Source organism: Citrobacter sp. wls615, assembly GCF_005281355.1.
GTDB classification, from domain to species: domain Bacteria; phylum Pseudomonadota; class Gammaproteobacteria; order Enterobacterales; family Enterobacteriaceae; genus Citrobacter; species Citrobacter werkmanii.
In genome coordinates this window covers 25,339-44,978 of record NZ_SZXM01000016.1, presented here as the reverse complement: position 1 = coordinate 44,978, position 19,640 = coordinate 25,339, and the positions used below count along the sequence as shown (strand labels likewise).

The window sequence follows — 19,640 nt, the reverse complement described above, 5'->3', positions numbered from 1 at the left end:
CCTCCGGCTATGCCGGAGGATATTTATTGGCGTAAACCTAAGAGAGCACGATTTGAATTATCAAATGATCACTACGGACGACGCGTTGGCCACGCTGTGCGAAGCCGTCCGTGAATTTCCGGCGATAGCCCTGGATACCGAATTTGTTCGCACGCGTACCTATTATCCGCAGTTGGGGTTGATCCAGCTGTTTGATGGCAAACACGTTGCTCTGATTGACCCACAGGGGATCACTGACTGGTCACCACTACGCGATATTTTACGTGATACGGCGATAACCAAGTTTCTGCATGCCGGTAGTGAAGATCTGGAGGTGTTTCTCAATGCCTTTGGGGAACTCCCTCAGCCATTGATTGACACACAAATCCTCGCCGCTTTTTGCGGTCGTCCGCTGTCGTGGGGGTTTGCCGCGATGGTGGAAGAGTTTACCGGCATAGCCCTGGACAAAAGCGAATCCCGTACCGACTGGCTGGCCAGGCCGCTGACCGAGCGCCAGTGTGAATATGCGGCGGCTGACGTCTGGTATCTGTTACCGATCACCACAACGCTGATGGCTGAAACCGAAGCCAGCGGTTGGCTGCCCGCCGCGCTGGACGAATGTCGCTTAATGCAGCAGCGTCGCCAGGAGATTCTGGCACCCGAGGATGCCTGGCGCGAGATCACCAACGCCTGGCAACTGCGTACCCGTCAGTTGGCCTGTCTGCAACTGCTTGCCGACTGGCGGCTGCGTAAAGCGCGCGAGCGCGATCTGGCGGTAAACTTTGTGGTGCGTGAAGAACACTTATGGGCGGTGGCGCGTTATATGCCGGGCAGTCTGGGCGAACTGGACAGCCTGGGTCTTTCGGGCAGCGAAATTCGCTTCCACGGCAAGACGCTGATTTCTCTTGTCGAGAAAGCACAGGCTTTACCGGAAGCGTCGCTGCCGCAACCGCTACTGAATTTGATGGATATGCCAGGCTACCGCAAGGCGTTCAAAGCCATTAAGGCGCTGGTTGCCGAAGTCAGTGCGGAGCAAAATCTCAGCGTCGAACTGCTGGCTTCACGCCGCCAGATCAACCAGTTGCTCAACTGGCACTGGAAATTAAAGCCGCAGCAATCCCTGCCTGAGCTGATTTCCGGCTGGCGTGGCGAACTGATGGCTGAGCGTCTCAACGCGCTGCTGTTGGAGTATCCGCAGTAAGCAAGCTAAAACGGGAGCCAGGTGCTCCCGTATTTAATGGCACGGAGGTTAACCGCGCAGTGCCCGACTAATGGCCTCGCCAACCTGCTGTGTGGTGGCGTTACCTTTCATATCTGGCGTTTTCGGACCGCTGGCAATAACTTGCTCAATTGCCGCCAGAATGCCGTCGTGGGCGGCCTTATAGTTGGCATCACCGTTGCCAAGAAAGTCGAGCATCATCGCGCCAGCCCAGATTGTCGCGATTGGGTTGGCGATATTTTTACCGTAGATATCAGGGGCTGAACCATGTACCGGCTCGAACAGTGACGGAAAGGTGCGTTCCGGGTTTAAGTTGGCAGATGGCGCAATGCCAATTGTACCAGTACAGGCCGGACCGAGATCGGAGAGAATATCGCCAAACAGATTGGAAGCAACTACGACGTCAAAACGTTCCGGCTGCATCACAAAGCGAGCACAGAGAATATCAATATGCTGTTTATCCCAGCGGATCTCGGGATAGTTAGCCGCCATCGCTTCGACACGCTCGTCCCAGTAGGGCATGCTGATGGCAAGACCGTTTGATTTAGTCGCTGAAGTTAGCGTTTTGCGCGGGCGGCTTTGCGCCAGTTCAAAGGCGTAACGCAGTATACGATCGACACCACGACGAGTGAAGACCGACTCCTGGATCACCATCTCGTGTTCGGTACCTTCGCTCACGCGTCCGCCGAGGGAAGAGTACTCCCCCTCGGTGTTCTCACGCACGACATAGAAATCAATGTCGCCCGGCTTTTTGCCTGCCAGCGGACAAGGGACGCCGGGGAACAGCCGCACCGGGCGCAGGTTAACGTACTGATCGAATTCACGGCGAAACTTAAGCAGCGAACCCCAGAGTGAGATGTGGTCCGGGACGGTGTCCGGCCAGCCCACGGCACCAAAATAGATAGCATCGAAGGATTGCAACTGTTCACGCCAGTCATCCGGCATCATCTTGCCGTAATGTGCATAGTATTCGCAACTGGCCAATTCCATTTGTTCAAAGCTGAGCGACAAACCCCAGCGTTCGGCGGCTGCCTGTAACACATGAATGCCTTCAGGCAGGACTTCTTTACCAATGCCATCTCCGGGGATAGCGGCAATACGACAGGTTTTCTTCATAGCAGCTCTCACTTGTACGCCATCAAAATTGACTTTCCCCTCATCCTATAATTGACTGAACGATAGTTAATCCCCCTAACTGGTGAAACATAAAACACAGATCATGAATAATCTGCCGCTGTTAAATGATTTGCGCGTCTTTATGCTAGTTGCGCGTCGCGCGGGTTTTGCTGCCGTCGCCGAAGAGTTGGGTGTATCACCGGCTTATATCAGTAAGCGTGTAGCGATGCTGGAGCTGACGCTGAACGTGGTGCTGTTACACCGCACAACACGGCGGGTGACCATCACAGAAGAGGGAGAGCGGATATACGAATGGGCGCAGCGGATCCTGCATGATGTCGATCAGATGATGGACGAGCTGTCCGATGTCAGGCAAATCCCGCAAGGGATGTTACGTATTATCAGTAGCTTTGGTTTTGGCCGCCGGGTGGTGGCTCCTGCGTTGTCTGCGCTGGCGAAAGAGTACCCACAGCTGGAGCTGAGGTTCGATGTTGAAGACCGTCTGGTGGATCTGGTGAATGAGGGAGTCGATCTTGATATTCGTATCGGGGATGATATCGCACCTAATCTGATTGCCCGTAAACTGGCGACAAACTATCGCATTCTTTGCGCCTCGCCGGAGTTTGTGGCGCAGCATGGAATGCCGAAGCAACTGAACGATCTCTCTACTTTTCCCTGTCTGGTCATTAAAGAGCGTGACCATCCGTTTGGTATCTGGCAAATGCGCAATAAAGAGGGGACTCACTCAATTAAAGTCACGGGACCTCTGTCATCTAATCATGGCGAAGTGGTGCATCAATGGTGTCTTGACGGTCAGGGAATTGCTCTGCGTTCATGGTGGGATGTCTGTAACAACATTGCCAGCGGACATCTGATACACATATTGCCTGAGTATTATCAACCAGCAAATATTTGGGCGGTTTATGTTTCACGTCTGGCAACGTCGGCAAAAATCCGTATTACCGTTGAGTATTTACGCCGCTATTTTGCCGAAAACTACCCGAAGTTTACTTTGGAATAAATGTGTTGCTGGTTGGCAAAGGACTGAAATTAAAAAAGGCAGAATACTCTGCCTTTTTTGCAATCATGACGTAGTTACACAAAAGGTTATTTAGACTCTTCTGCTTCCGGTAATGTCACGTTGAGTTCAAGGATCGAAATATCGCCGTCTTTTTGTTCAAGCTGTACGGTGACCATTTCTGGATCGATTTGTACATACTTGCAGATAACGTCGAGAATATCCTTCCTCAGCTGCGGTAAATAATGTGGCTCGGCGTCACTACGACGGCGTTCCGCAACAATAATCTGCAGTCGCTCTTTAGCGATGTTTGCTGTGCTCTTTTTCCGCGAGAGAAAAAAATCCAGTAATGCCATAACTTATCCTCCGAACAGGCGTTTGAGGAAACCTTTCTTCTCTTCTTCAATGAAGCGGAAAGGACGTTCTTCTCCCAACAGACGGTCTACGGTATCAGCATAGGCTTTACCGGCATCAGCATTGATGTCGAGAATAACCGGCTCACCCTGGTTAGACGCGCGCAGGACTGACTGATCTTCAGGAATCACGCCAACCAGCTTGATTCGCAGAATTTCCAGTACGTCTTCCATGCTCAGCATGTCACCTTTATTTACGCGGCCAGGGTTGTAGCGCGTAAGCAACAGATGTTCTTTAATCGGCTCTTCACTGTTTTCTGCGCGACGGGATTTCGACGCCAGAATGCCCAGAATACGGTCAGAGTCACGTACAGAAGAGACTTCCGGATTAGTGGTGATAATGGCTTCATCGGCAAAATACAGGGCCATCAGCGCGCCGGTTTCAATACCCGCCGGGGAATCGCAGACGATGAAGTCAAAGTCCATCGCTTTCAGATCGTCGAGAACTTTTGCGACGCCTTCACGGGTCAGCGCGTCTTTATCGCGGGTCTGTGAGGCCGGAAGAATAAAGAGATTCTCGGTACGCTTATCTTTGATTAACGCCTGATTTAACGACGCATCGCCCTGAATAACATTGACGAAGTCGTAAACGACGCGGCGTTCACAACCCATAATCAGATCAAGGTTACGCAGGCCGATATCAAAATCAATAACGACAGTTTTCTTTCCCTTCTGGGCCAAACCTGTAGCGATGGCCGCGCTGGAGGTGGTTTTGCCAACGCCCCCTTTACCCGAAGTAACAACAATAATGCGTGCCATAGAAATTCCTTGTTAAAAAGGGATCAATTCAACGGTTGAACTGTCAAAGCGTTCTCTGCTAATTGCAGACGAGCCGCTTTGCCATAAAATTCTGCTGGGATTTTATCACTCAGCCAATAAACACCTGCGATAGACACCAGTTCTGCCGTCAGATGGGTACAAAAAATTTGCGCTTCCCGGTCACCGCTTGCCCCTGCCAGCGCACGGCCTCTCATCATCCCATAAACATGAATATTGCCATCAGCGATAAGCTCTGCGCCCGCACTGACGTGGCTTGTAACAATCAGATCACATTGTGGAGCATAAATGCGCTGACCGGAACGAACCGGTACATTTATTAATCGTGTTTTTGTGACGGGAGTAACGTTTTGCGGCGGCGGGACGGGAACGGGAGCCTCAACAGGCGCGGGACGAAGAGCTTTTTCTTTACCTTCAGTCAGTAAAGGAAGTCCCATTTCGTCAATTTCAGCCTTTAATCGGGCGTCTTTGCATCCGCTAACGCCGATAATGCGCAAGCCGGTAGACGCGACAACTTCCTGCAGCGCCGACCAGTTTACCGGGCTTTCGAGACCACTCACGTTAATCACCACGGGAGCATGTTTTAAAAATGCAGGTGCCTGCGCGATTTTGTCTTCCAACGCCTGACGAATAACCTCGGGTTCTGCTTCATGTAAATGAACCACTGATAAGGTGAAGCTACTGCCTTTAAGCTCGATTGGCGTGTTTGACATCCTGGCCTTACTCAATTTGCTATTTATCATCCCCAGTGCGGGGTGATATTCCGAAGACTATAAGGCATGTTATAGTCAGTATTATATTGAGGCAAGCCACCATTCCGTGAATTCAGAGTAAAAGATATGTTTTGTGTGATCTACCGAAGCAGCAAACGTGACCAGACTTATTTATATGTCGAAAAAAAAGACGATTTCTCGCGAGTTCCTGAAGAACTGATGAAAGGATTTGGGCAGCCAACGCTGGCGATGATGCTGCCGCTTGATGGTCGAAAAAAACTGGTTAATGCCGATCTTGAAAAAGTAAAACAGGCGCTAACCGAGCAGGGCTATTATTTACAAATACCGCCACCGCCAGAAGATTTACTCAAACAACATCTGGCAGCGGCCAAACAAAATACATCAGACGCTAAACGTTAAACTGCATCCGGCAGCAGCACGTTCCATCGATGCAGTACCTGAAATCTATGACTACGTTAGGGGAAAGTAATGTATCAACATCACAACTGGCATGGTGCTCTGCTGGATTATCCGGTGAGTAAGGTAGTTTGTGTAGGCAGTAACTATGCCAACCATATAAAAGAGATGGGGGGAACCACCCCAGAAGAGCCGGTACTGTTTATCAAACCGGAAACTGCGCTGTGTGATTTGCGTCAACCGCTGGTGATCCCATCCGATATGGGGGCGGTTCACCATGAGGTTGAGCTGGCCGTACTGATTGGCGCGACCTTGCGTCAGGCGACCGAAGAACATGTGCGTAAAGCCATTGCTGGCTATGGTGTAGCGCTGGATCTGACTCTGCGCGATATTCAGGGGAAAATGAAGAAAGCCGGGCAGCCGTGGGAAAAAGCCAAGGGCTTTGATAACTCTTGTCCGCTGTCAGGATTTATCCCTGTGGCAGAATTTGATGGTGATCCGCAGGATACGATGCTCGGCCTGACGGTAAACGGCGAAACGCGCCAGCACGGCTCGACGGCAGATATGATCCATCCCATTGTTCCTTTGATTGCCTATATGAGCCGTTTCTTTACGCTCAAAGCGGGCGATGTTGTGCTGACGGGGACGCCAGCAGGTGTTGGGCCGTTAAGCAGTGGTGATGAACTGGCTATCAGTTTCCACGGACAAACTCTGACCACCCGCGTGCTGTAATCTCTGCTTGCCGCCTTTTTGGGCGGCAAAACTTGCATCAGCGTGCCAGACTGGTTATAAGGTGCAGCTTTATTACGATAGCGGATACCCTGATGAGCGACATACCTTTCTGGCAAAGTAAAACCCTTGATGAAATGACCGATGCCGAGTGGGAGTCATTATGTGATGGGTGTGGTCAATGCTGCCTGCATAAGCTGATGGATGAAGACACCGACGAAATCTATTTTACCAACGTCGCCTGTAAGCAGCTCAATATTAAAACCTGTCAGTGCCGTAACTACGAACGTCGGTTCGAATACGAGCCGGACTGCATCAAGCTCACGCGTGATAATCTGCCTACCTTTGAATGGTTGCCGATGACCTGCGCCTATCGTCTGCTGGCGGAAGGAAAAGGGTTGCCAGAATGGCATCCGTTGCTGACCGGGTCGAAAGCGGCAATGCATGGCGAACGTATTTCGGTACGTCATATTGCGGTGAAAGAATCAGAAGTGCGTGACTGGCAGGAGCATATTTTGAACAAACCTTCATGGGCGGACTGAGCCGCCCATCGATTAGCAGGTGTTAAGGGTTAAGCCTTTTTCGCCTGATACATCTCATCTCCATGGTTGTCGTCTTCAACCCAAAAATTGATGTTGAACTGCGCATCGTCGCTTAATTCAACGCGATGCCAGTACTGTGGTGGGCTGGTCGCGAACTGACCGGCATTAATCACTACCTTCACTTCGGGCTCTTTCGCGTCTTCATTGGCAAAGCCATAATACGTTACCGTACCTTCCATTACACAGAGCTGACCAAACACGCCTGCTGCGGTGTTATGGTGAGAAAGAAGTGCTGCCGGGACGTTGTCTTTGGTAAAGAAGGGAGTAGAACGTTTCACTTTCCAGTTTGCCGGGATGCGTAAATGGGACATAAGACATCTCCTTCATGTGGCATCTATAAGATGTATTTAATATACATCTTATAGATGCCAGCAGGCAATGGATTTAAGGCAAAAAAAACGCTCCCGAAGGAGCGTCTCTGTTAGCGACCGAAAAGGTCACGTTTTTTCGGTTTGAACGGTTGTGCTATGACGACCAGTATTGCCACAACAAGATATGCGGCGAAGATCCCTAGCAGCCACTGCGGCATTTCGAGGGTTAAAAACGACCACTGACGCTCAGCGCAGTCGCCGGACGCCACAAACACCTGCGGCAGCCATTTATCCAGCGGTAACCAGCTCGGGAAGCGCGCGGCAAAATCACAGGTCATAAATGGTGACGGGTGAAGCTGAATCATGGTGTGCTCATATGCTAACTGAAGACCGCGCCAGGCACTGTAAATCCAGATAACCATCGCCACATAGCGCAGCGGTGTTTTTGGCGCGACAGCCCCCACCAGTCCCGCACCCATTACGCCAAATAATGCGCTACGTTCGTAAATACACAACACGCAAGGTTTTAGCAGCATGACGTGCTGGAACCACAGCGCGACGAGTTCCAGCGCAAAGGCGGTAAACGCCAACAATAACCATGCTCCACGACCACGGGAACACTGGTTTAAAAATCGCAACATAATAATTTCCCTGCAACATGCGTAGAGACCGCAGTTTAAACCAATTCACTTTATGCGCCACTAGCGGGAATTGAAAATTTGCGTAATCGGATAATTATCATGCAAAAAGTCAAACCGGGCAGTGATTTGCCCGGCTAATTGTTATGAAAGTGTAGCTAACCAGCCCGACTGGGTCATCCATTCTGTCATTGGTACAAGCGTGAACTCCACGCAAAGCAACCCGACGAGCGTCAGGACAAGGGTATAAGGTAGAGCCATCCATACCATGCGACCATAAGAGAGGCGAATCAACGGTGCCAGGGCGGAAGTCAGCAGAAACAGGAACGCCGCCTGACCGTTTGGCGTGGCCACGGAAGGCAGGTTGGTCCCGGTGTTAATCGCCACCGCTAACAGTTCATACTGATTAAGGCTGATGGTCCCATGCTCCAGGGCTGCTTTGGCTTCGTTGATGTAGATAGTGCCGACAAAAACGTTATCAGAAATAGACGACAGCAGACCGTTAAACAGATAGAACAGCGTTAATTGCGCGTGCTCAGAGGCTTGTAAAACGAACTGAATAATCGGAGAAAAGAGCTGCTGATCGATGATCACCGCAACAACAGAGAAGAACACGGTCAGCAGGGCGGTGAAGGGCAGCGACTCGGTAAAGGCTTTGCCAATAGCATGTTCGTCGGTAACGCCGGTTAACGATGTTGCCAGAATAATCACTGACAGACCAATTAATCCCACTTCCGCCAGATGCAGTGCCAGGGCGACCACCAGCCAGACGCCGATAATCGCCTGGATAATCAGTTTGATCTTGTCCTGGCGGGTTCTCTGCTGACGGCTCTGATCGTCAAATTTTTGCAGGACATCGCGGACGGTCTCCGGCAGCGTTTCGCCATAGCCAAACCAACGTAACTTCTCGACCAGCACGCAGGTTAGCAGACCGCAAATCAGTACCGGAACGGTGACTGGCGACATGCGCAGGAAGAAGTCGCCAAAGTGCCAGCCAGCTGCTTTGGCGATAATCAGGTTTTGCGGTTCGCCAACCATGGTCATTACGCCGCCTAACGCTGTACCGACGCCTGCGTGCATCATCAGACTACGCAGAAAACCACGGAACTGCTCCAGAACGACCTTATTGTGCTGATCGATATGGCTGTCATCGAGCATATTGTTATCTTCCCCTCGGGAAGAGGCCACGCGATGGTAGATGCCATAAAAACCGACCGCTACGCTTATCACCACGGCAACGACGGTCAACGCGTCAAGGAACGCGGAGAGGAAAGCGGCAGCAATACAAAAGGAGAGCGACAGCAGTGACTTGGAACGAATGCTGAGCAGAAGACGGGTGAAAATAAACAACAGCAGCTGCTTCATAAAGTAGATGCCTGCCACCATAAACATCAGCAGCAATAACACCTCAAGGTTGGCGGCAACTTCTTCGCGCACATGCGCGGCGCTGGTCATGCCAATGATGACGGCTTCGATGGCTAACAGCCCACCCGGCAGCAACGGATAACACTTGAGTGCCATCGCCAGCGTAAAAATGAACTCGGCCACCAACAGCCAGCCAGCAATAAAGGGATTGATGAAAAAGATAATCGGGTTAACGACTAAGAAGACGAGCAGTGCAAGTTTGTACCAGTCTGGCGACTGGCCTAAAAAATTGCGCCACATCGCGCGGCTCCATGATAGCTCCATGGTGATTTCCCTACCTTTAAAAATGAAATCATGTTGTTATGTTTGACCGCAAAGCTTAGCGGGAGGAGGGAGCACAGGCAAGCTCTTCACGTGAATGGCAAGGGTGAGTGTGCATCAGCGTTATCTGTAAAATGAAGCCTTGATCCACTTTTTCTTCATTTCGTCAGCTATCAGCTATGAAACCCGTCTGGTATGATAACTGTAACTATGTTTTGCTGTGTAATGGAATTATTACTATGGTCATTAAGGCGCAAAGCCCGGCGGGGTTCGCGGAAGAGTACATCATTGAGAGTATCTGGAATAACCGCTTCCCACCTGGCACTATTTTGCCCGCTGAACGTGAACTCTCTGAACTGATCGGAGTGACACGTACTACGTTGCGCGAAGTATTACAGCGTCTGGCGCGGGACGGCTGGTTGACCATTCAACACGGCAAACCGACGAAGGTGAATAACTTCTGGGAAACCTCCGGGTTGAATATTCTTGAAACGCTGGCGCGCCTCGATCACGAGAGCGTACCGCAGTTGATCGATAATCTGCTGTCTGTGCGCACCAACATTTCAACCATCTTTATCCGCACCGCGTTTCGCCAGCATCCTGTTAAAGCGCAAGAGGTGTTGGCGACAGCTAATCAGGTAGCTGACCATGCTGATGCGTTCGCTGATCTGGACTATAACATTTTCCGCGGTCTGGCATTTGCGTCCGGTAATCCGATTTACGGTCTGATCCTCAACGGAATGAAAGGGTTATATACCCGCATTGGTCGTCATTATTTTGCCAATCCAGAAGCGCGTGGTCTGGCGCTGAGCTTCTATCGTAAGCTGTCAGAACTGTGCGAGCAGGGTGCTCATGAGCAGGTTTATGAAACGGTGCGCCGCTACGGTCACGATAGCGGCGAGATTTGGCATCGCATGCAGAAGAACCTGCCGGGCGATTTAGCTATTCAGGGACGCTAATTAAAAACCCCTCATTCGAGGGGTTTTGTTTTTACAGACCGTTCATCCTCGGCGGGCAACGCTCCAGCAGCTCCACGCTGCCATCTTCATTCTGCTGCTCCAGCATCACGTCAAAACCCCATAACCGGTGCACATGTTTCAACACCTCTTTGCGGCCTTTATCCAGCGGGGCGCGGTTATGCGGAATATAACGCAAGGTGAGTGACCGGTCGCCACGCAGATCAACATTCCAGATTTGAATATTCGGCTCCAGATTGCTGAGGTTATATTGCGACGACAGTCGGCTACGAATTTCACGATATCCTTCCTCATTATGGATAGCGGAAATCTCCAGGTAATTGTGGCGATCGTCATCCAGCACGGTGAACAGGCGGAAATCGCGCATCACTTTTGGTGACAGGAACTGACTGATAAAGCTCTCATCTTTAAAATCGCGCATTGCGAAATGCAGGGTTTCCAGCCAGTCGGAACCGGCAATATCCGGGAACCAGTATCTGTCTTCTTCGGTGGGGGACTGACAGATACGCTTGATATCCTGGAACATCGCAAAGCCCAGCGCGTAAGGGTTTATCCCGCTATACCACGGGCTATTGTACGGCGGCTGGAATACCACGTTGGTGTGGCTATGCAGAAACTCCAGCATAAAACGTTCGGTAACTTTACCTTCATCATAAAGGTGGTTCAGAATGGTGTAATGCCAGAAGGTGGCCCAGCCTTCGTTCATCACCTGCGTTTGTTTCTGCGGATAAAAATACTGGCTGACCTTGCGCACGATGCGTAACACCTCACGCTGCCAGGATTCCAGCAGCGGCGCGTTTTTCTCCATAAAATACAGCAGGTTTTCTTGTGGCTCGGAAGGATATCGCCGCGCTTCGGAAATGGTTTTCTCTTCCTCTTTTTTCGGCAGCGTGCGCCACAGCATATTCACCTGGCTTTGCAGATACTCTTCACGGCTTTTCTGCCGGGCTTTCTCTTCCTGTAGCGAGATTTTTTGCGGTCGTTTATAACGGTCCACGCCGTAGTTCATCAGCGCATGGCAGGAGTCGAGGAGCTTTTCGACTTCATCCACACCGTAACGCTCTTCACACTGGGTAATGTAGTTTCGCGCGAAGATCAGATAGTCGACAATGGAACTGGCATCCGTCCAGCTACGGAACAGGTAGTTATTTTTGAAGAAAGAGTTATGTCCGTAGCAGGCATGCGCCATCACCAGCGCCTGCATGGTGATAGTGTTCTCTTCCATCAGATACGCGATACATGGATTGGAGTTAATGACGATTTCATAGGCCAGTCCCTGCTGACCATGCTTATACAAGCGCTCGGTTTCAATAAACTTCTTACCAAACGACCAGTGCGGATAGTTGATTGGCATCCCGACGCTGGAGTAGGCATCCATCATCTGTTCGGAGGTGATCACCTCGATTTGGTGCGGGTAGGTATCCAGTCTGTAGAGTTTCGCCACGCGGTCTATTTCCGCCAGATAGACATCCAGCAGATCAAACGTCCAGTCGGGTCCATCGCTTAACCGTGTGCTGTCCTTGTTCATGGAATCAATCGTAGCCATTCGCGCACCCTCATTGTTGGCGGCACTCTCTGTCTGGAGTACCTCATTTCAAGCATAGATCATGGTGTTAAAAAACGTGCTGCGGCAGAAATTTTTTCTTTGCGATTTCACGATAGCGAGGCGTGGAAAAAAGGCGTGTCCGCAAAATTTTATGCTGGATAAAAATAACGCACAGCATGAGATTCCAAAGCAGGGAGCTCCCTGCAATCACCGCTATATGTGAGATAAGTCACCATAAAAAAGCCATATGTTGAATAATATTTTCAACTGAGTTATCAAGATGTAATTAGATGATTGTTCTTTTACTGTTAACGGAGTGGCTATGCGAGTTGTCATACTGGGAAGTGGTGTCGTTGGCGTGACCAGCGCCTGGTACTTAAGTCAGGCTGGACACGATGTCACCGTCATTGATCGTGAGCCCGGTCCGGCACTGGAAACCAGTGCGGCAAATGCCGGACAAATCTCGCCAGGTTATGCAGCACCATGGGCGGCGCCAGGCGTACCGCTTAAAGCAATTAAATGGATGTTTCAGCGCCATGCCCCGCTGGCCGTCCGTCTCGACGGGACCCAGTTCCAGTTGAAATGGATGTGGCAAATGCTGCGCAACTGCGACACCAGCCACTACATGGAAAACAAAGGTCGCATGGTGCGGCTGGCGGAATACAGCCGTGATTGTCTGAAAGCGCTGCGCGCCTCTACCGGTATTGAGTATGAAGGACGTCAGGGCGGAACGTTACAGCTGTTCCGTACGGCTCAACAGTATGAGAACGCCACCCGCGATATCGCCGTGCTCGAAGACGCGGGCGTGCCATATCAGTTGCTGGAAGCAAACCGCCTGGCTGAAGTCGAACCGGCACTGGCAGAAGTCGCGCACAAGCTGACCGGCGGTCTGCGTTTACCGAACGACGAAACCGGTGACTGCCAACTGTTTACCCAGCGCCTGGCGCAGATGGCCGAGCAAGCGGGCGTTACGTTCCGCTTTAACACCCCAGTTGATAAGCTGCTCAGCGAAGGTGAGCAAATATATGGCGTTCAGTGTGGCGAGGAAATCATTAAAGCCGATGCTTATGTGATGGCGTTTGGCTCTTACTCCACGGCGATGCTCAAAGGGATCGTGGATATTCCGGTCTATCCGCTGAAAGGTTATTCCTTGACCATTCCAGTGGCGCAGGATGACGGGGCACCGGTTTCTACTATCCTTGATGAAACTTACAAGATCGCCATTACTCGCTTTGATAACCGCATTCGCGTTGGCGGCATGGCGGAGATTGTTGGCTTCAATACCGAATTGCTGCAGCCACGCCGCGAAACGCTGGAGATGGTCGTACGCGATCTTTTCCCGCGCGGCGGTCATGTGGAACAGGCCACATTCTGGACCGGACTGCGCCCGATGACCCCGGACGGTACGCCGGTCGTGGGACGAACCCGCTTTAAGAATCTGCTACTCAATACCGGTCATGGCACGCTGGGCTGGACCATGGCCTGTGGATCCGGCCAGTTGCTGAGCGATATTTTGTCTGGCCGTACCCCAGCCATTCCTTACGACGATTTGAGCGTGGCGCGTTACAGTCCGGGGTTTACCCCCTCTCGTCCACGGCATTTACACGGCGCACATAACTGATAAGGACGAGAGATGACCCGCCCGATACTGGCCAGCATTGACCTGCAGGCGTTGAAACAAAATCTGGCCATTACGCGCCAGGCCGCACCGGACGCCCGCGTCTGGTCGGTAGTGAAAGCCAATGCCTACGGACACGGCATTGAACGAGTATGGAATGCGCTGGGCACAACCGACGGCTTTGCCATGCTCAATCTTGAAGAGGCGATAACCCTGCGCGAGCGGGGATGGAAAGGCCCGATATTAATGCTGGAGGGTTTTTTCCACGCCGACGACCTGACGGTATATGACAAATATCGTCTGACAACGTGTGTGCATAGTAACTGGCAGCTTAAAGCATTGCAGAATGCGCGTCTGAATGCACCGCTCGATGTTTATCTGAAGGTGAACAGTGGCATGAACCGTCTGGGTTTCTTACCGGACAGAGTTTCCACGGTCTGGCAACAGCTGAGGGCAATGCCCAACGTCGGTGAAATGACGCTGATGTCGCACTTCGCGGATGCAGAACACCCGGATGGCATTCAGGAAGCGATGACGCGTATTGCGCAGGCGACAGAAGGGCTGGAGTGCAGACGGTCACTGTCCAATTCAGCTGCCACGCTGTGGCATCCTGAAGCGCATTATGACTGGGTTCGCCCTGGCATCATCTTGTACGGTGCTTCGCCGTCGGGGCAATGGCGAGACATCGCGAATACAGGTCTCAAACCTGTGATGACGTTAAGCAGCGAAATTATCGGCATACAAACGCTGAAAGCCGGCGATCGGGTCGGCTACGGTGGGCGTTACACCGCCAGTGGAGAGCAACGCATCGGCATTGTGGCGACCGGGTATGCAGATGGTTATCCGCGCCATGCGCCGAGCGGCACGCCAGTGCTGGTGGACGGTGTGCGCACCAAAACGGTCGGAACGGTCTCAATGGATATGCTGGCGGTTGATCTGACGCCATGTCCTCAGGCGGGGATCGGCACGCCGGTAGAGCTGTGGGGCAAAGAGATTAAAATTGACGATGTGGCCGCTGCTGCGGGTACGGTGGGCTACGAGCTGATGTGTTCGCTGGCGCTGCGCGTACCGGTTGTGACGGTGTAACTTTGTAAAATTGCCTGATGGCGCGCAGCTTTCAGGCCTGGAGAAGCAGTGTATTTTGTATGCCGGGTAGGCGCCGCCGCCACCCGGCAAAAACAGCTACGTTACTCATCCTCATCTTCAGCAACGCGAACACCAACCTTCAGCACCGCATTATCTTCTTTCTCGGCCACCGTCCAGATCATGCCAGCAAATTCCACCTGGTCACCGACGACCGGCGCGGCGCCTAACAGGTGCTGAACAATTTCACCCAGCGTTTGCTGTTTATCGCGATACTCTGTGCCATCGTCGAGGCCATATATCAGCGCCACGTCGGCATATTTTGCGCTGGCTTCGAGAATAAAATCCCCAAAGAAGCGCTGGTCTAACGATACCGGCGGCGACTGGCTGAATAGCTTGCCGAGAGCGGGGAGATCGCGCTCGCGACCAATGACGCACAACACGTCGCCTTCACGCAGGCGCGTGCTGCCCGACGGATGAAACAATACATTGTCACGAAACAGGGCGGCAATTCTCGTTTCTTCCGGCATATGCAGATCGCGCAATGCGGCTCCCACACACCACTTATCCGCGCTGAGCTGATAAACAAACTGCTCCCAAGGGTTATCCGGGTGAATATCCAGACCAATACGCGAAACGGGCCAGCCGACCGGCGGAACCACCACTTTGGCCTTTTTAGCCGCCCAGGAAAGCGACGTTCCCTGAAACAGCAGGGAGATCAGAACCACGAAGAAGGCCACATTAAAGAACAGACGCGCATTCTCCAGGCCCGCCATCATCGGGAAGACGGCAAGGATGATCGGCACTGCCCCGCGCAAGCCCACCCAACTGATAAAAATACGCTCGCGCAGATTGAAGCCACGGAACGGCAGCAGTCCGGCGAAGACCGACAGCGGACGTGCCACGAAAATCATCCACGCGGACAAAATCAGCGCCGGAATCGCGATAGGCAGCAGGTCGGACGGTGTGACCAGTAGCCCCAGCACCAGGAACATGGCTATTTGCGCCAGCCAGGCCAGGCCATCGAAGTTTTGCAGAATACCAAATCGGTTGCGGATCGGGCGATTACCCAGCAGGAAACCGCACAGATAAACCGCCAGAATACCGCTGCCTTCCAGCGCAGTAGTCAGAGCAAAAATGAGGATCCCGCCGCTTAAGGCCAGTAACGGATACAGCCCGGCAGGCAACGAAATGCGGTTAATCATTTGCTGCAGCAGGTAGCCGCCGCCGAGTCCCAGCACAATCCCTAAGCCAAACTGTTGGAGAATATGCACCGCGAACATCCAGCTTAAACCGGTCTCGTGGTTTTGGATCATGGCGATAAGCGTGATAGTCAAAAACACCGCCATCGGGTCATTACTCCCGGATTCAATTTCCAGTGTGGAGCCAACACGTTCGTTAAGCCCCTTACCGCCAAGCAGGGAAAAGACCGCCGCCGCGTCGGTGGAACCGACTATCGCGCCAATCAATAGTCCCTCAATGAGATCCAGATTAAACAACCATGCGGCCATCATGCCGGTAAGTCCGGAGGTAATCAGTACCCCGACGGTCGCCAGCGATAGCGCCGGACCCAGCGCGACGCGAAAAGAGCTGGCCTGGGTGCGCATGCCGCCGTCGAGCAGGATAACCGCCAGCGCGAGGTTGCTCACCATGTAGGCAAAAGGGTAGTTGTCAAAAGGAATACCGCCTACACCATCCACCCCCGCTAACATCCCGATAGCGAGAAATATCACCAGAATAGGGATGCCAAGACGTGATGAGAATGAACTGAGTAAGATACTGCAGGTGACGAGAACGGAACCCAAAATAAAAAGGCTAATAACTGCTGCGGCATCCAACGTTCGTTTACTCCTGAATTACGCTGTTTCGTATTAACAAACCCTAACATAATAACGACAGAAACAGCGTTTTACTTAGCCCTGTTGGCAGCTTTTTTTACGATTTAAGTACCGGATGACCATTTATGGTGAGCTGAGCGCCATTTTTATCGTTTTTCAGCATCGCATTGGCCCCCAAAGGCAGGGTGACGGTACGTTGTTCATGACCAAAATCGAGACCGCTGATTAACGGAACTGACAATCTGTCGCGTAGAAAAGCGCAAACCGAATCAAGGCTGTAACCGGCGTCATAGTCATTGGGCGCACTGCCGCTAAAACTGCCAAGAATAATGGCGTTCTGCCGGGCCAGTATTCCCGCATGGTATAGCTGCAGCAGCATGCGTTCAATACGGAATGGGTGCTCATTAATGTCTTCCAGCACCAACACACCGTTTTCGATAGCGGGCATCCACGGTGTGCCCATCAGCGAAATGATCATCGCCAGATTTCCGCCCCATAGCGTACCTTCGGTCGCACACGCCGGGCCGTTACTCTGCCATTCAAGGGTAAATTGGGGATGACGCAAAGCCTGCCAGAAATGGTACTCGGTAAACGTGTTCATCTCCTCGGCCCCGAAGTTAGCCGCCAGCATTGGGCCGCTGAAGGTAATCACATTCCCTTGCGCCAGCAAACCGCACTGAATCGCCGTAAAATCGCTGTGCCCGCAGAGCAACAGCGGGTTTTGCTGCTGACGGGCAGCCAGCCCCTGCCAGTCGATACCTTCCAGTAAACGGCTGGCGCCATAGCCTCCGCGTACCGCCATGACAATGGTATCGGGCGTTTGCAGATTTACGAGCGAGTTCACATCAGCCAGACGCTCTGCTTCGGTGCCAGCAAAACGCTGGCAGCGGCGCGTAATGACAGCCGAATTGTCGACCTGATGACCGGCCTCAGTAAGCCGCGCAAGCCCACGTAATGCAGCCTGCTGGTTGATACAGTAGCCCGAAGGGGCAATTAAGTGAAACCGGGACATGGCATTTCCTTGCTACAACTAAAACCAAATGTATATCATGCCGCGTAGGTATGTCGTTGTCACCTCAGCGACAGGTTCCGGCTATAAGGATAGATGACGTGAAATTGAGATGGTTTGCTTTTTTGGTTGTATTACTTGCGGGCTGTAGTTCAAAACAGGATTACAAAAATCCGCCATGGAATGCTGAAGTTCCGGTCAAACGCGCAATGCAATGGATGCCGATCAGTGAAAAAGCCGGTGCGGCCTGGGGTGTCAGCCCACAATTGATTACCGCTATCATCGCCATTGAATCTGGCGGAAATCCGAATGCGGTCAGTAAATCGAATGCGATTGGTCTGATGCAGCTAAAAGCGTCTACGTCAGGGCGCGATGTTTATCGTCGCATGGGATGGAGCGGAGAGCCGTCGACCAGCGAGCTGAAAAATCCTGAGCGTAATATTTCGATGGGCGCCGCCTACCTGAGTATTCTTGAAACCGGACCGCTGGCCGGAATTGAAGATCCGCAGGTGATGCAATATGCGGTGGTGGTGTCGTACGCCAACGGGGCGGGCGCGCTACTGCGAACGTTCTCCTCCGACAGGAAAAAAGCCATCAATAAGATCAACGATCTCAGTCCGGATGAATTTATCGATTATGTGGCTGATAATCATCCGGCGCCGCAGGCCCCGCGCTATATCTGGAAGCTTCAACAAGCGCTGGATGCGATGTAATTCAGGTGATGTTAATCGCGCACCTTGTTTGCTTTTTCCCGGGCTTCGCGCTCAAGGGAAAAAATAATCCGCTGTAAATTCCGCTCCACCGCCGGGCCGACGTTGAGAAAACGAAAGCTCAGGCGGGGAGTGGTAATGGTTTCGTTTTTGCTGTCGATAACTTTGCGCTCGCTAATAGAAATGAGTTGGGCGTCCACGTGGTACACCCCCCATTGCGCCATGTTCAGTTCAACGTGTGAGAAGCGCATGCCTTCTACCAGTCCCTCTGGTTTTGCCGTTTCTAACAGTCCACCCATGCCGCCGAGAGACAAATCGAACAGGCGAAAATGCAGAATGCTGTTGTCCGGCATCTTTGCCGCGCAGCGATAGGGGGGGTGCAGCGGCGCACCGATACGGAAATATTCCCGGCGCTGAATAAACCACAGTGAAGGCGGCAGCGTTGAGATAAATGCCGGTAGCCGCTGATACTCGCCTTTTTTAAGCTGCGGCAGGGTGAATTCCACTTTGGCACCCTGCGTTTCGGCGATAACTGAGATCTGGCTGGCCCGCTGCACGGCCTGGTTTTCATATTCCTGACTGCCAAAGTCCATGACCAGTTCGTCCGAGCTGACTGCCAGTATTTTGCTGATGAACTGGCCACCAGACCAGGAGATACGCAGTGGAACCTGCTGCGAATTTAAGTCCCTGAGTACGCCTAACACCGCTAACGGATTTTGCTTCAGGAACTGCTCATTGTAGATACTCACACCTAATGACTCCTGGATGCCGGGTTTATCGTTGGATTATCGGCATCAAACGACAGAACTTAAGACAAATGGATGAAATTTTTTACTAAAGCCAATGAATTAAGTCTGCGCGTAAAAGCGTCATCCAACAGCTTGCCTATACTTAATGCACTGGCGCGGGAACAACGAGCGCACATTCACTGGAAAGAGGGCCTGAAAATGGGAATTATTGCCTGGATTGTTTTTGGTCTGATTGCGGGTGTTATCGCCAAACTGATTATGCCGGGGCGCGATGGCGGCGGTTTTATCCTGACCTGTATCCTCGGTATCGTCGGTGCTGTGGTCGGCGGATGGCTGGCAACGATGTTTGGTATCGGCGGTGATGTCAGCGGATTTAATCTCCACAGCTTCCTGGTGGCCGTGGTCGGCGCGATTGTCGTGCTGGGTGTCTTCCGGCTTGTACGACGAGATTGAGTGAGCGGCCCCCTCTGGGGGCCGTTTCTCTATGTCGCT

The 19,640-nt window shown here is 52.2% G+C and carries 21 protein-coding genes; 10 read left to right on the top strand and 11 right to left on the bottom strand.

The genetic code is table 11. The annotated features are described in order from the left end of the window. Positions 1-64 precede the first annotated feature (64 nt). Positions 65-1,180: a ribonuclease D gene (gene rnd, locus FDX04_RS04980; RefSeq protein ID WP_038641255.1), complete on the top strand. Its 1,116-nt coding sequence runs from the start codon at positions 65-67 to the stop codon at positions 1,178-1,180. A 48-nt stretch (positions 1,181-1,228) separates the two neighbouring features. Here rnd and FDX04_RS04975 read toward each other — a convergent pair whose 3' ends face one another. Then, positions 1,229-2,314 (bottom strand): tartrate dehydrogenase, encoded by a 1,086-nt coding sequence (locus tag FDX04_RS04975; RefSeq protein WP_137370533.1) that lies wholly within the window; start codon positions 2,312-2,314, stop codon positions 1,229-1,231. Between the two features lie 103 nt (positions 2,315-2,417). Here FDX04_RS04975 and FDX04_RS04970 point away from each other — a divergent pair, with 103 nt between their 5' ends. Further along, positions 2,418-3,335 carry a LysR family transcriptional regulator gene (locus FDX04_RS04970; RefSeq protein WP_137348912.1) on the top strand — a complete coding sequence of 306 codons (918 nt, stop codon included), beginning with the start codon at positions 2,418-2,420 and terminating at the stop codon, positions 3,333-3,335. An 86-nt stretch (positions 3,336-3,421) separates the two neighbouring features. On the opposite strand, the gene minE is transcribed toward FDX04_RS04970, so the two are convergent. The 3 genes from minE to minC are packed head-to-tail and all read right to left on the bottom strand — an operon-like array spanning position 3,422 to position 5,235. Next, entirely contained in the window at positions 3,422-3,688 is a 267-nt protein-coding gene (gene minE, locus FDX04_RS04965; protein WP_003833739.1) for a cell division topological specificity factor MinE, read from the bottom strand. A gap of 3 nt (positions 3,689-3,691) precedes the next feature. Beyond that, positions 3,692-4,504 (bottom strand): septum site-determining protein MinD, encoded by an 813-nt coding sequence (gene minD / locus FDX04_RS04960; RefSeq protein ID WP_042307876.1) that lies wholly within the window; start codon positions 4,502-4,504, stop codon positions 3,692-3,694. Between the two features lie 23 nt (positions 4,505-4,527). Then, positions 4,528-5,235 carry a septum site-determining protein MinC gene (minC, locus tag FDX04_RS04955; protein ID WP_042307878.1) on the bottom strand — a complete coding sequence of 236 codons (708 nt, stop codon included), beginning with the start codon at positions 5,233-5,235 and terminating at the stop codon, positions 4,528-4,530. A 126-nt stretch (positions 5,236-5,361) separates the two neighbouring features. Here minC and FDX04_RS04950 point away from each other — a divergent pair, with 126 nt between their 5' ends. From FDX04_RS04950 to FDX04_RS04940, 3 genes are all read left to right on the top strand, one after another. Beyond that, positions 5,362-5,655 carry a YcgL domain-containing protein gene (locus FDX04_RS04950; RefSeq protein WP_006684203.1) on the top strand — a complete coding sequence of 98 codons (294 nt, stop codon included), beginning with the start codon at positions 5,362-5,364 and terminating at the stop codon, positions 5,653-5,655. A gap of 69 nt (positions 5,656-5,724) precedes the next feature. After that, complete coding sequence (locus tag FDX04_RS04945) at positions 5,725-6,384, top strand: fumarylacetoacetate hydrolase family protein (RefSeq protein ID WP_042307880.1); 660 nt, start codon at positions 5,725-5,727, stop codon at positions 6,382-6,384. A 92-nt stretch (positions 6,385-6,476) separates the two neighbouring features. After that, positions 6,477-6,923 (top strand): YcgN family cysteine cluster protein, encoded by a 447-nt coding sequence (locus FDX04_RS04940; RefSeq protein WP_006684205.1) that lies wholly within the window; start codon positions 6,477-6,479, stop codon positions 6,921-6,923. Positions 6,924-6,952: 29 nt separating this feature from the next. Here the strand turns inward: FDX04_RS04940 and FDX04_RS04935 are convergent, their stop codons facing one another. From FDX04_RS04935 to nhaB, 3 genes are all read right to left on the bottom strand, one after another. Continuing rightward, the gene (locus FDX04_RS04935; RefSeq protein WP_042307882.1) at positions 6,953-7,294 is read right to left on the bottom strand and encodes a DUF1971 domain-containing protein; all 342 of its coding nucleotides are present in this window, start codon (positions 7,292-7,294) and stop codon (positions 6,953-6,955) included. A 110-nt stretch (positions 7,295-7,404) separates the two neighbouring features. Continuing rightward, on the bottom strand, positions 7,405-7,935 hold the full coding sequence (gene dsbB / locus FDX04_RS04930) for a disulfide bond formation protein DsbB (RefSeq protein ID WP_137348913.1): 531 nt from the start codon (positions 7,933-7,935) through the stop codon (positions 7,405-7,407). Between the two features lie 141 nt (positions 7,936-8,076). Beyond that, complete coding sequence (nhaB, locus tag FDX04_RS04925; RefSeq protein ID WP_137370532.1) at positions 8,077-9,621, bottom strand: Na(+)/H(+) antiporter NhaB; 1,545 nt, start codon at positions 9,619-9,621, stop codon at positions 8,077-8,079. 236 nt (positions 9,622-9,857) lie between these two features. Here nhaB and fadR point away from each other — a divergent pair, with 236 nt between their 5' ends. Further along, a complete protein-coding gene (fadR, locus tag FDX04_RS04920) occupies positions 9,858-10,577 on the top strand; it encodes a fatty acid metabolism transcriptional regulator FadR (protein ID WP_137370531.1) in 720 nt (239 codons plus the stop codon). 31 nt (positions 10,578-10,608) lie between these two features. Here the strand turns inward: fadR and FDX04_RS04915 are convergent, their stop codons facing one another. Beyond that, the gene (locus tag FDX04_RS04915; protein ID WP_006684212.1) at positions 10,609-12,141 is read right to left on the bottom strand and encodes a SpoVR family protein; all 1,533 of its coding nucleotides are present in this window, start codon (positions 12,139-12,141) and stop codon (positions 10,609-10,611) included. A gap of 322 nt (positions 12,142-12,463) precedes the next feature. Between FDX04_RS04915 and FDX04_RS04910 the strand changes: the two genes are divergently transcribed. Both FDX04_RS04910 and dadX read left to right on the top strand, forming a co-directional pair. Next, positions 12,464-13,762, top strand: coding sequence for a D-amino acid dehydrogenase (locus tag FDX04_RS04910; protein ID WP_042307891.1), 1,299 nt, complete (start codon positions 12,464-12,466; stop codon positions 13,760-13,762). A 12-nt stretch (positions 13,763-13,774) separates the two neighbouring features. Beyond that, a complete protein-coding gene (gene dadX, locus FDX04_RS04905) occupies positions 13,775-14,845 on the top strand; it encodes a catabolic alanine racemase DadX (protein ID WP_042307892.1) in 1,071 nt (356 codons plus the stop codon). A 101-nt stretch (positions 14,846-14,946) separates the two neighbouring features. Here the strand turns inward: dadX and FDX04_RS04900 are convergent, their stop codons facing one another. Together FDX04_RS04900 and ldcA are read right to left on the bottom strand one after the other, a co-directional pair. Beyond that, positions 14,947-16,680, bottom strand: a complete 1,734-nt coding sequence (locus FDX04_RS04900) for a potassium/proton antiporter (RefSeq protein WP_038641221.1) — start codon at positions 16,678-16,680, stop codon at positions 14,947-14,949. Between the two features lie 97 nt (positions 16,681-16,777). Next, on the bottom strand, positions 16,778-17,692 hold the full coding sequence (gene ldcA, locus FDX04_RS04895) for a muramoyltetrapeptide carboxypeptidase (protein WP_137370530.1): 915 nt from the start codon (positions 17,690-17,692) through the stop codon (positions 16,778-16,780). 98 nt (positions 17,693-17,790) lie between these two features. On the opposite strand from ldcA, the gene emtA reads away from it, so the two are divergent. After that, positions 17,791-18,402 (top strand): membrane-bound lytic murein transglycosylase EmtA, encoded by a 612-nt coding sequence (gene emtA / locus FDX04_RS04890; RefSeq protein WP_042307896.1) that lies wholly within the window; start codon positions 17,791-17,793, stop codon positions 18,400-18,402. A gap of 11 nt (positions 18,403-18,413) precedes the next feature. On the opposite strand, the gene FDX04_RS04885 is transcribed toward emtA, so the two are convergent. Further along, entirely contained in the window at positions 18,414-19,148 is a 735-nt protein-coding gene (locus FDX04_RS04885) for a flagellar brake protein (protein ID WP_137370529.1), read from the bottom strand. A gap of 198 nt (positions 19,149-19,346) precedes the next feature. On the opposite strand from FDX04_RS04885, the gene FDX04_RS04880 reads away from it, so the two are divergent. Beyond that, complete coding sequence (locus FDX04_RS04880; protein WP_006684222.1) at positions 19,347-19,601, top strand: GlsB/YeaQ/YmgE family stress response membrane protein; 255 nt, start codon at positions 19,347-19,349, stop codon at positions 19,599-19,601. Positions 19,602-19,640 lie beyond the last annotated feature (39 nt).

Bases quoted from the DNA above. Each gene is read 5' to 3' on its own strand.
- rnd (WP_038641255.1), top strand. From the start codon at position 65: ATGATCACTACGGACGACGCGTTGGCCACGCTGTGCGAAGCCGTCCGT.
- FDX04_RS04975 (WP_137370533.1), bottom strand. From the start codon at position 2,314: ATGAAGAAAACCTGTCGTATTGCCGCTATCCCCGGAGATGGCATTGGT.
- FDX04_RS04970 (WP_137348912.1), top strand. From the start codon at position 2,418: ATGAATAATCTGCCGCTGTTAAATGATTTGCGCGTCTTTATGCTAGTT.
- minE (WP_003833739.1), bottom strand. From the start codon at position 3,688: ATGGCATTACTGGATTTTTTTCTCTCGCGGAAAAAGAGCACAGCAAAC.
- minD (WP_042307876.1), bottom strand. From the start codon at position 4,504: ATGGCACGCATTATTGTTGTTACTTCGGGTAAAGGGGGCGTTGGCAAA.
- minC (WP_042307878.1), bottom strand. From the start codon at position 5,235: ATGTCAAACACGCCAATCGAGCTTAAAGGCAGTAGCTTCACCTTATCA.
- FDX04_RS04950 (WP_006684203.1), top strand. From the start codon at position 5,362: ATGTTTTGTGTGATCTACCGAAGCAGCAAACGTGACCAGACTTATTTA.
- FDX04_RS04945 (WP_042307880.1), top strand. From the start codon at position 5,725: ATGTATCAACATCACAACTGGCATGGTGCTCTGCTGGATTATCCGGTG.
- FDX04_RS04940 (WP_006684205.1), top strand. From the start codon at position 6,477: ATGAGCGACATACCTTTCTGGCAAAGTAAAACCCTTGATGAAATGACC.
- FDX04_RS04935 (WP_042307882.1), bottom strand. From the start codon at position 7,294: ATGTCCCATTTACGCATCCCGGCAAACTGGAAAGTGAAACGTTCTACT.
- dsbB (WP_137348913.1), bottom strand. From the start codon at position 7,935: ATGTTGCGATTTTTAAACCAGTGTTCCCGTGGTCGTGGAGCATGGTTA.
- nhaB (WP_137370532.1), bottom strand. From the start codon at position 9,621: ATGGAGCTATCATGGAGCCGCGCGATGTGGCGCAATTTTTTAGGCCAG.
- fadR (WP_137370531.1), top strand. From the start codon at position 9,858: ATGGTCATTAAGGCGCAAAGCCCGGCGGGGTTCGCGGAAGAGTACATC.
- FDX04_RS04915 (WP_006684212.1), bottom strand. From the start codon at position 12,141: ATGGCTACGATTGATTCCATGAACAAGGACAGCACACGGTTAAGCGAT.
- FDX04_RS04910 (WP_042307891.1), top strand. From the start codon at position 12,464: ATGCGAGTTGTCATACTGGGAAGTGGTGTCGTTGGCGTGACCAGCGCC.
- dadX (WP_042307892.1), top strand. From the start codon at position 13,775: ATGACCCGCCCGATACTGGCCAGCATTGACCTGCAGGCGTTGAAACAA.
- ldcA (WP_137370530.1), bottom strand. From the start codon at position 17,692: ATGTCCCGGTTTCACTTAATTGCCCCTTCGGGCTACTGTATCAACCAG.
- FDX04_RS04880 (WP_006684222.1), top strand. From the start codon at position 19,347: ATGGGAATTATTGCCTGGATTGTTTTTGGTCTGATTGCGGGTGTTATC.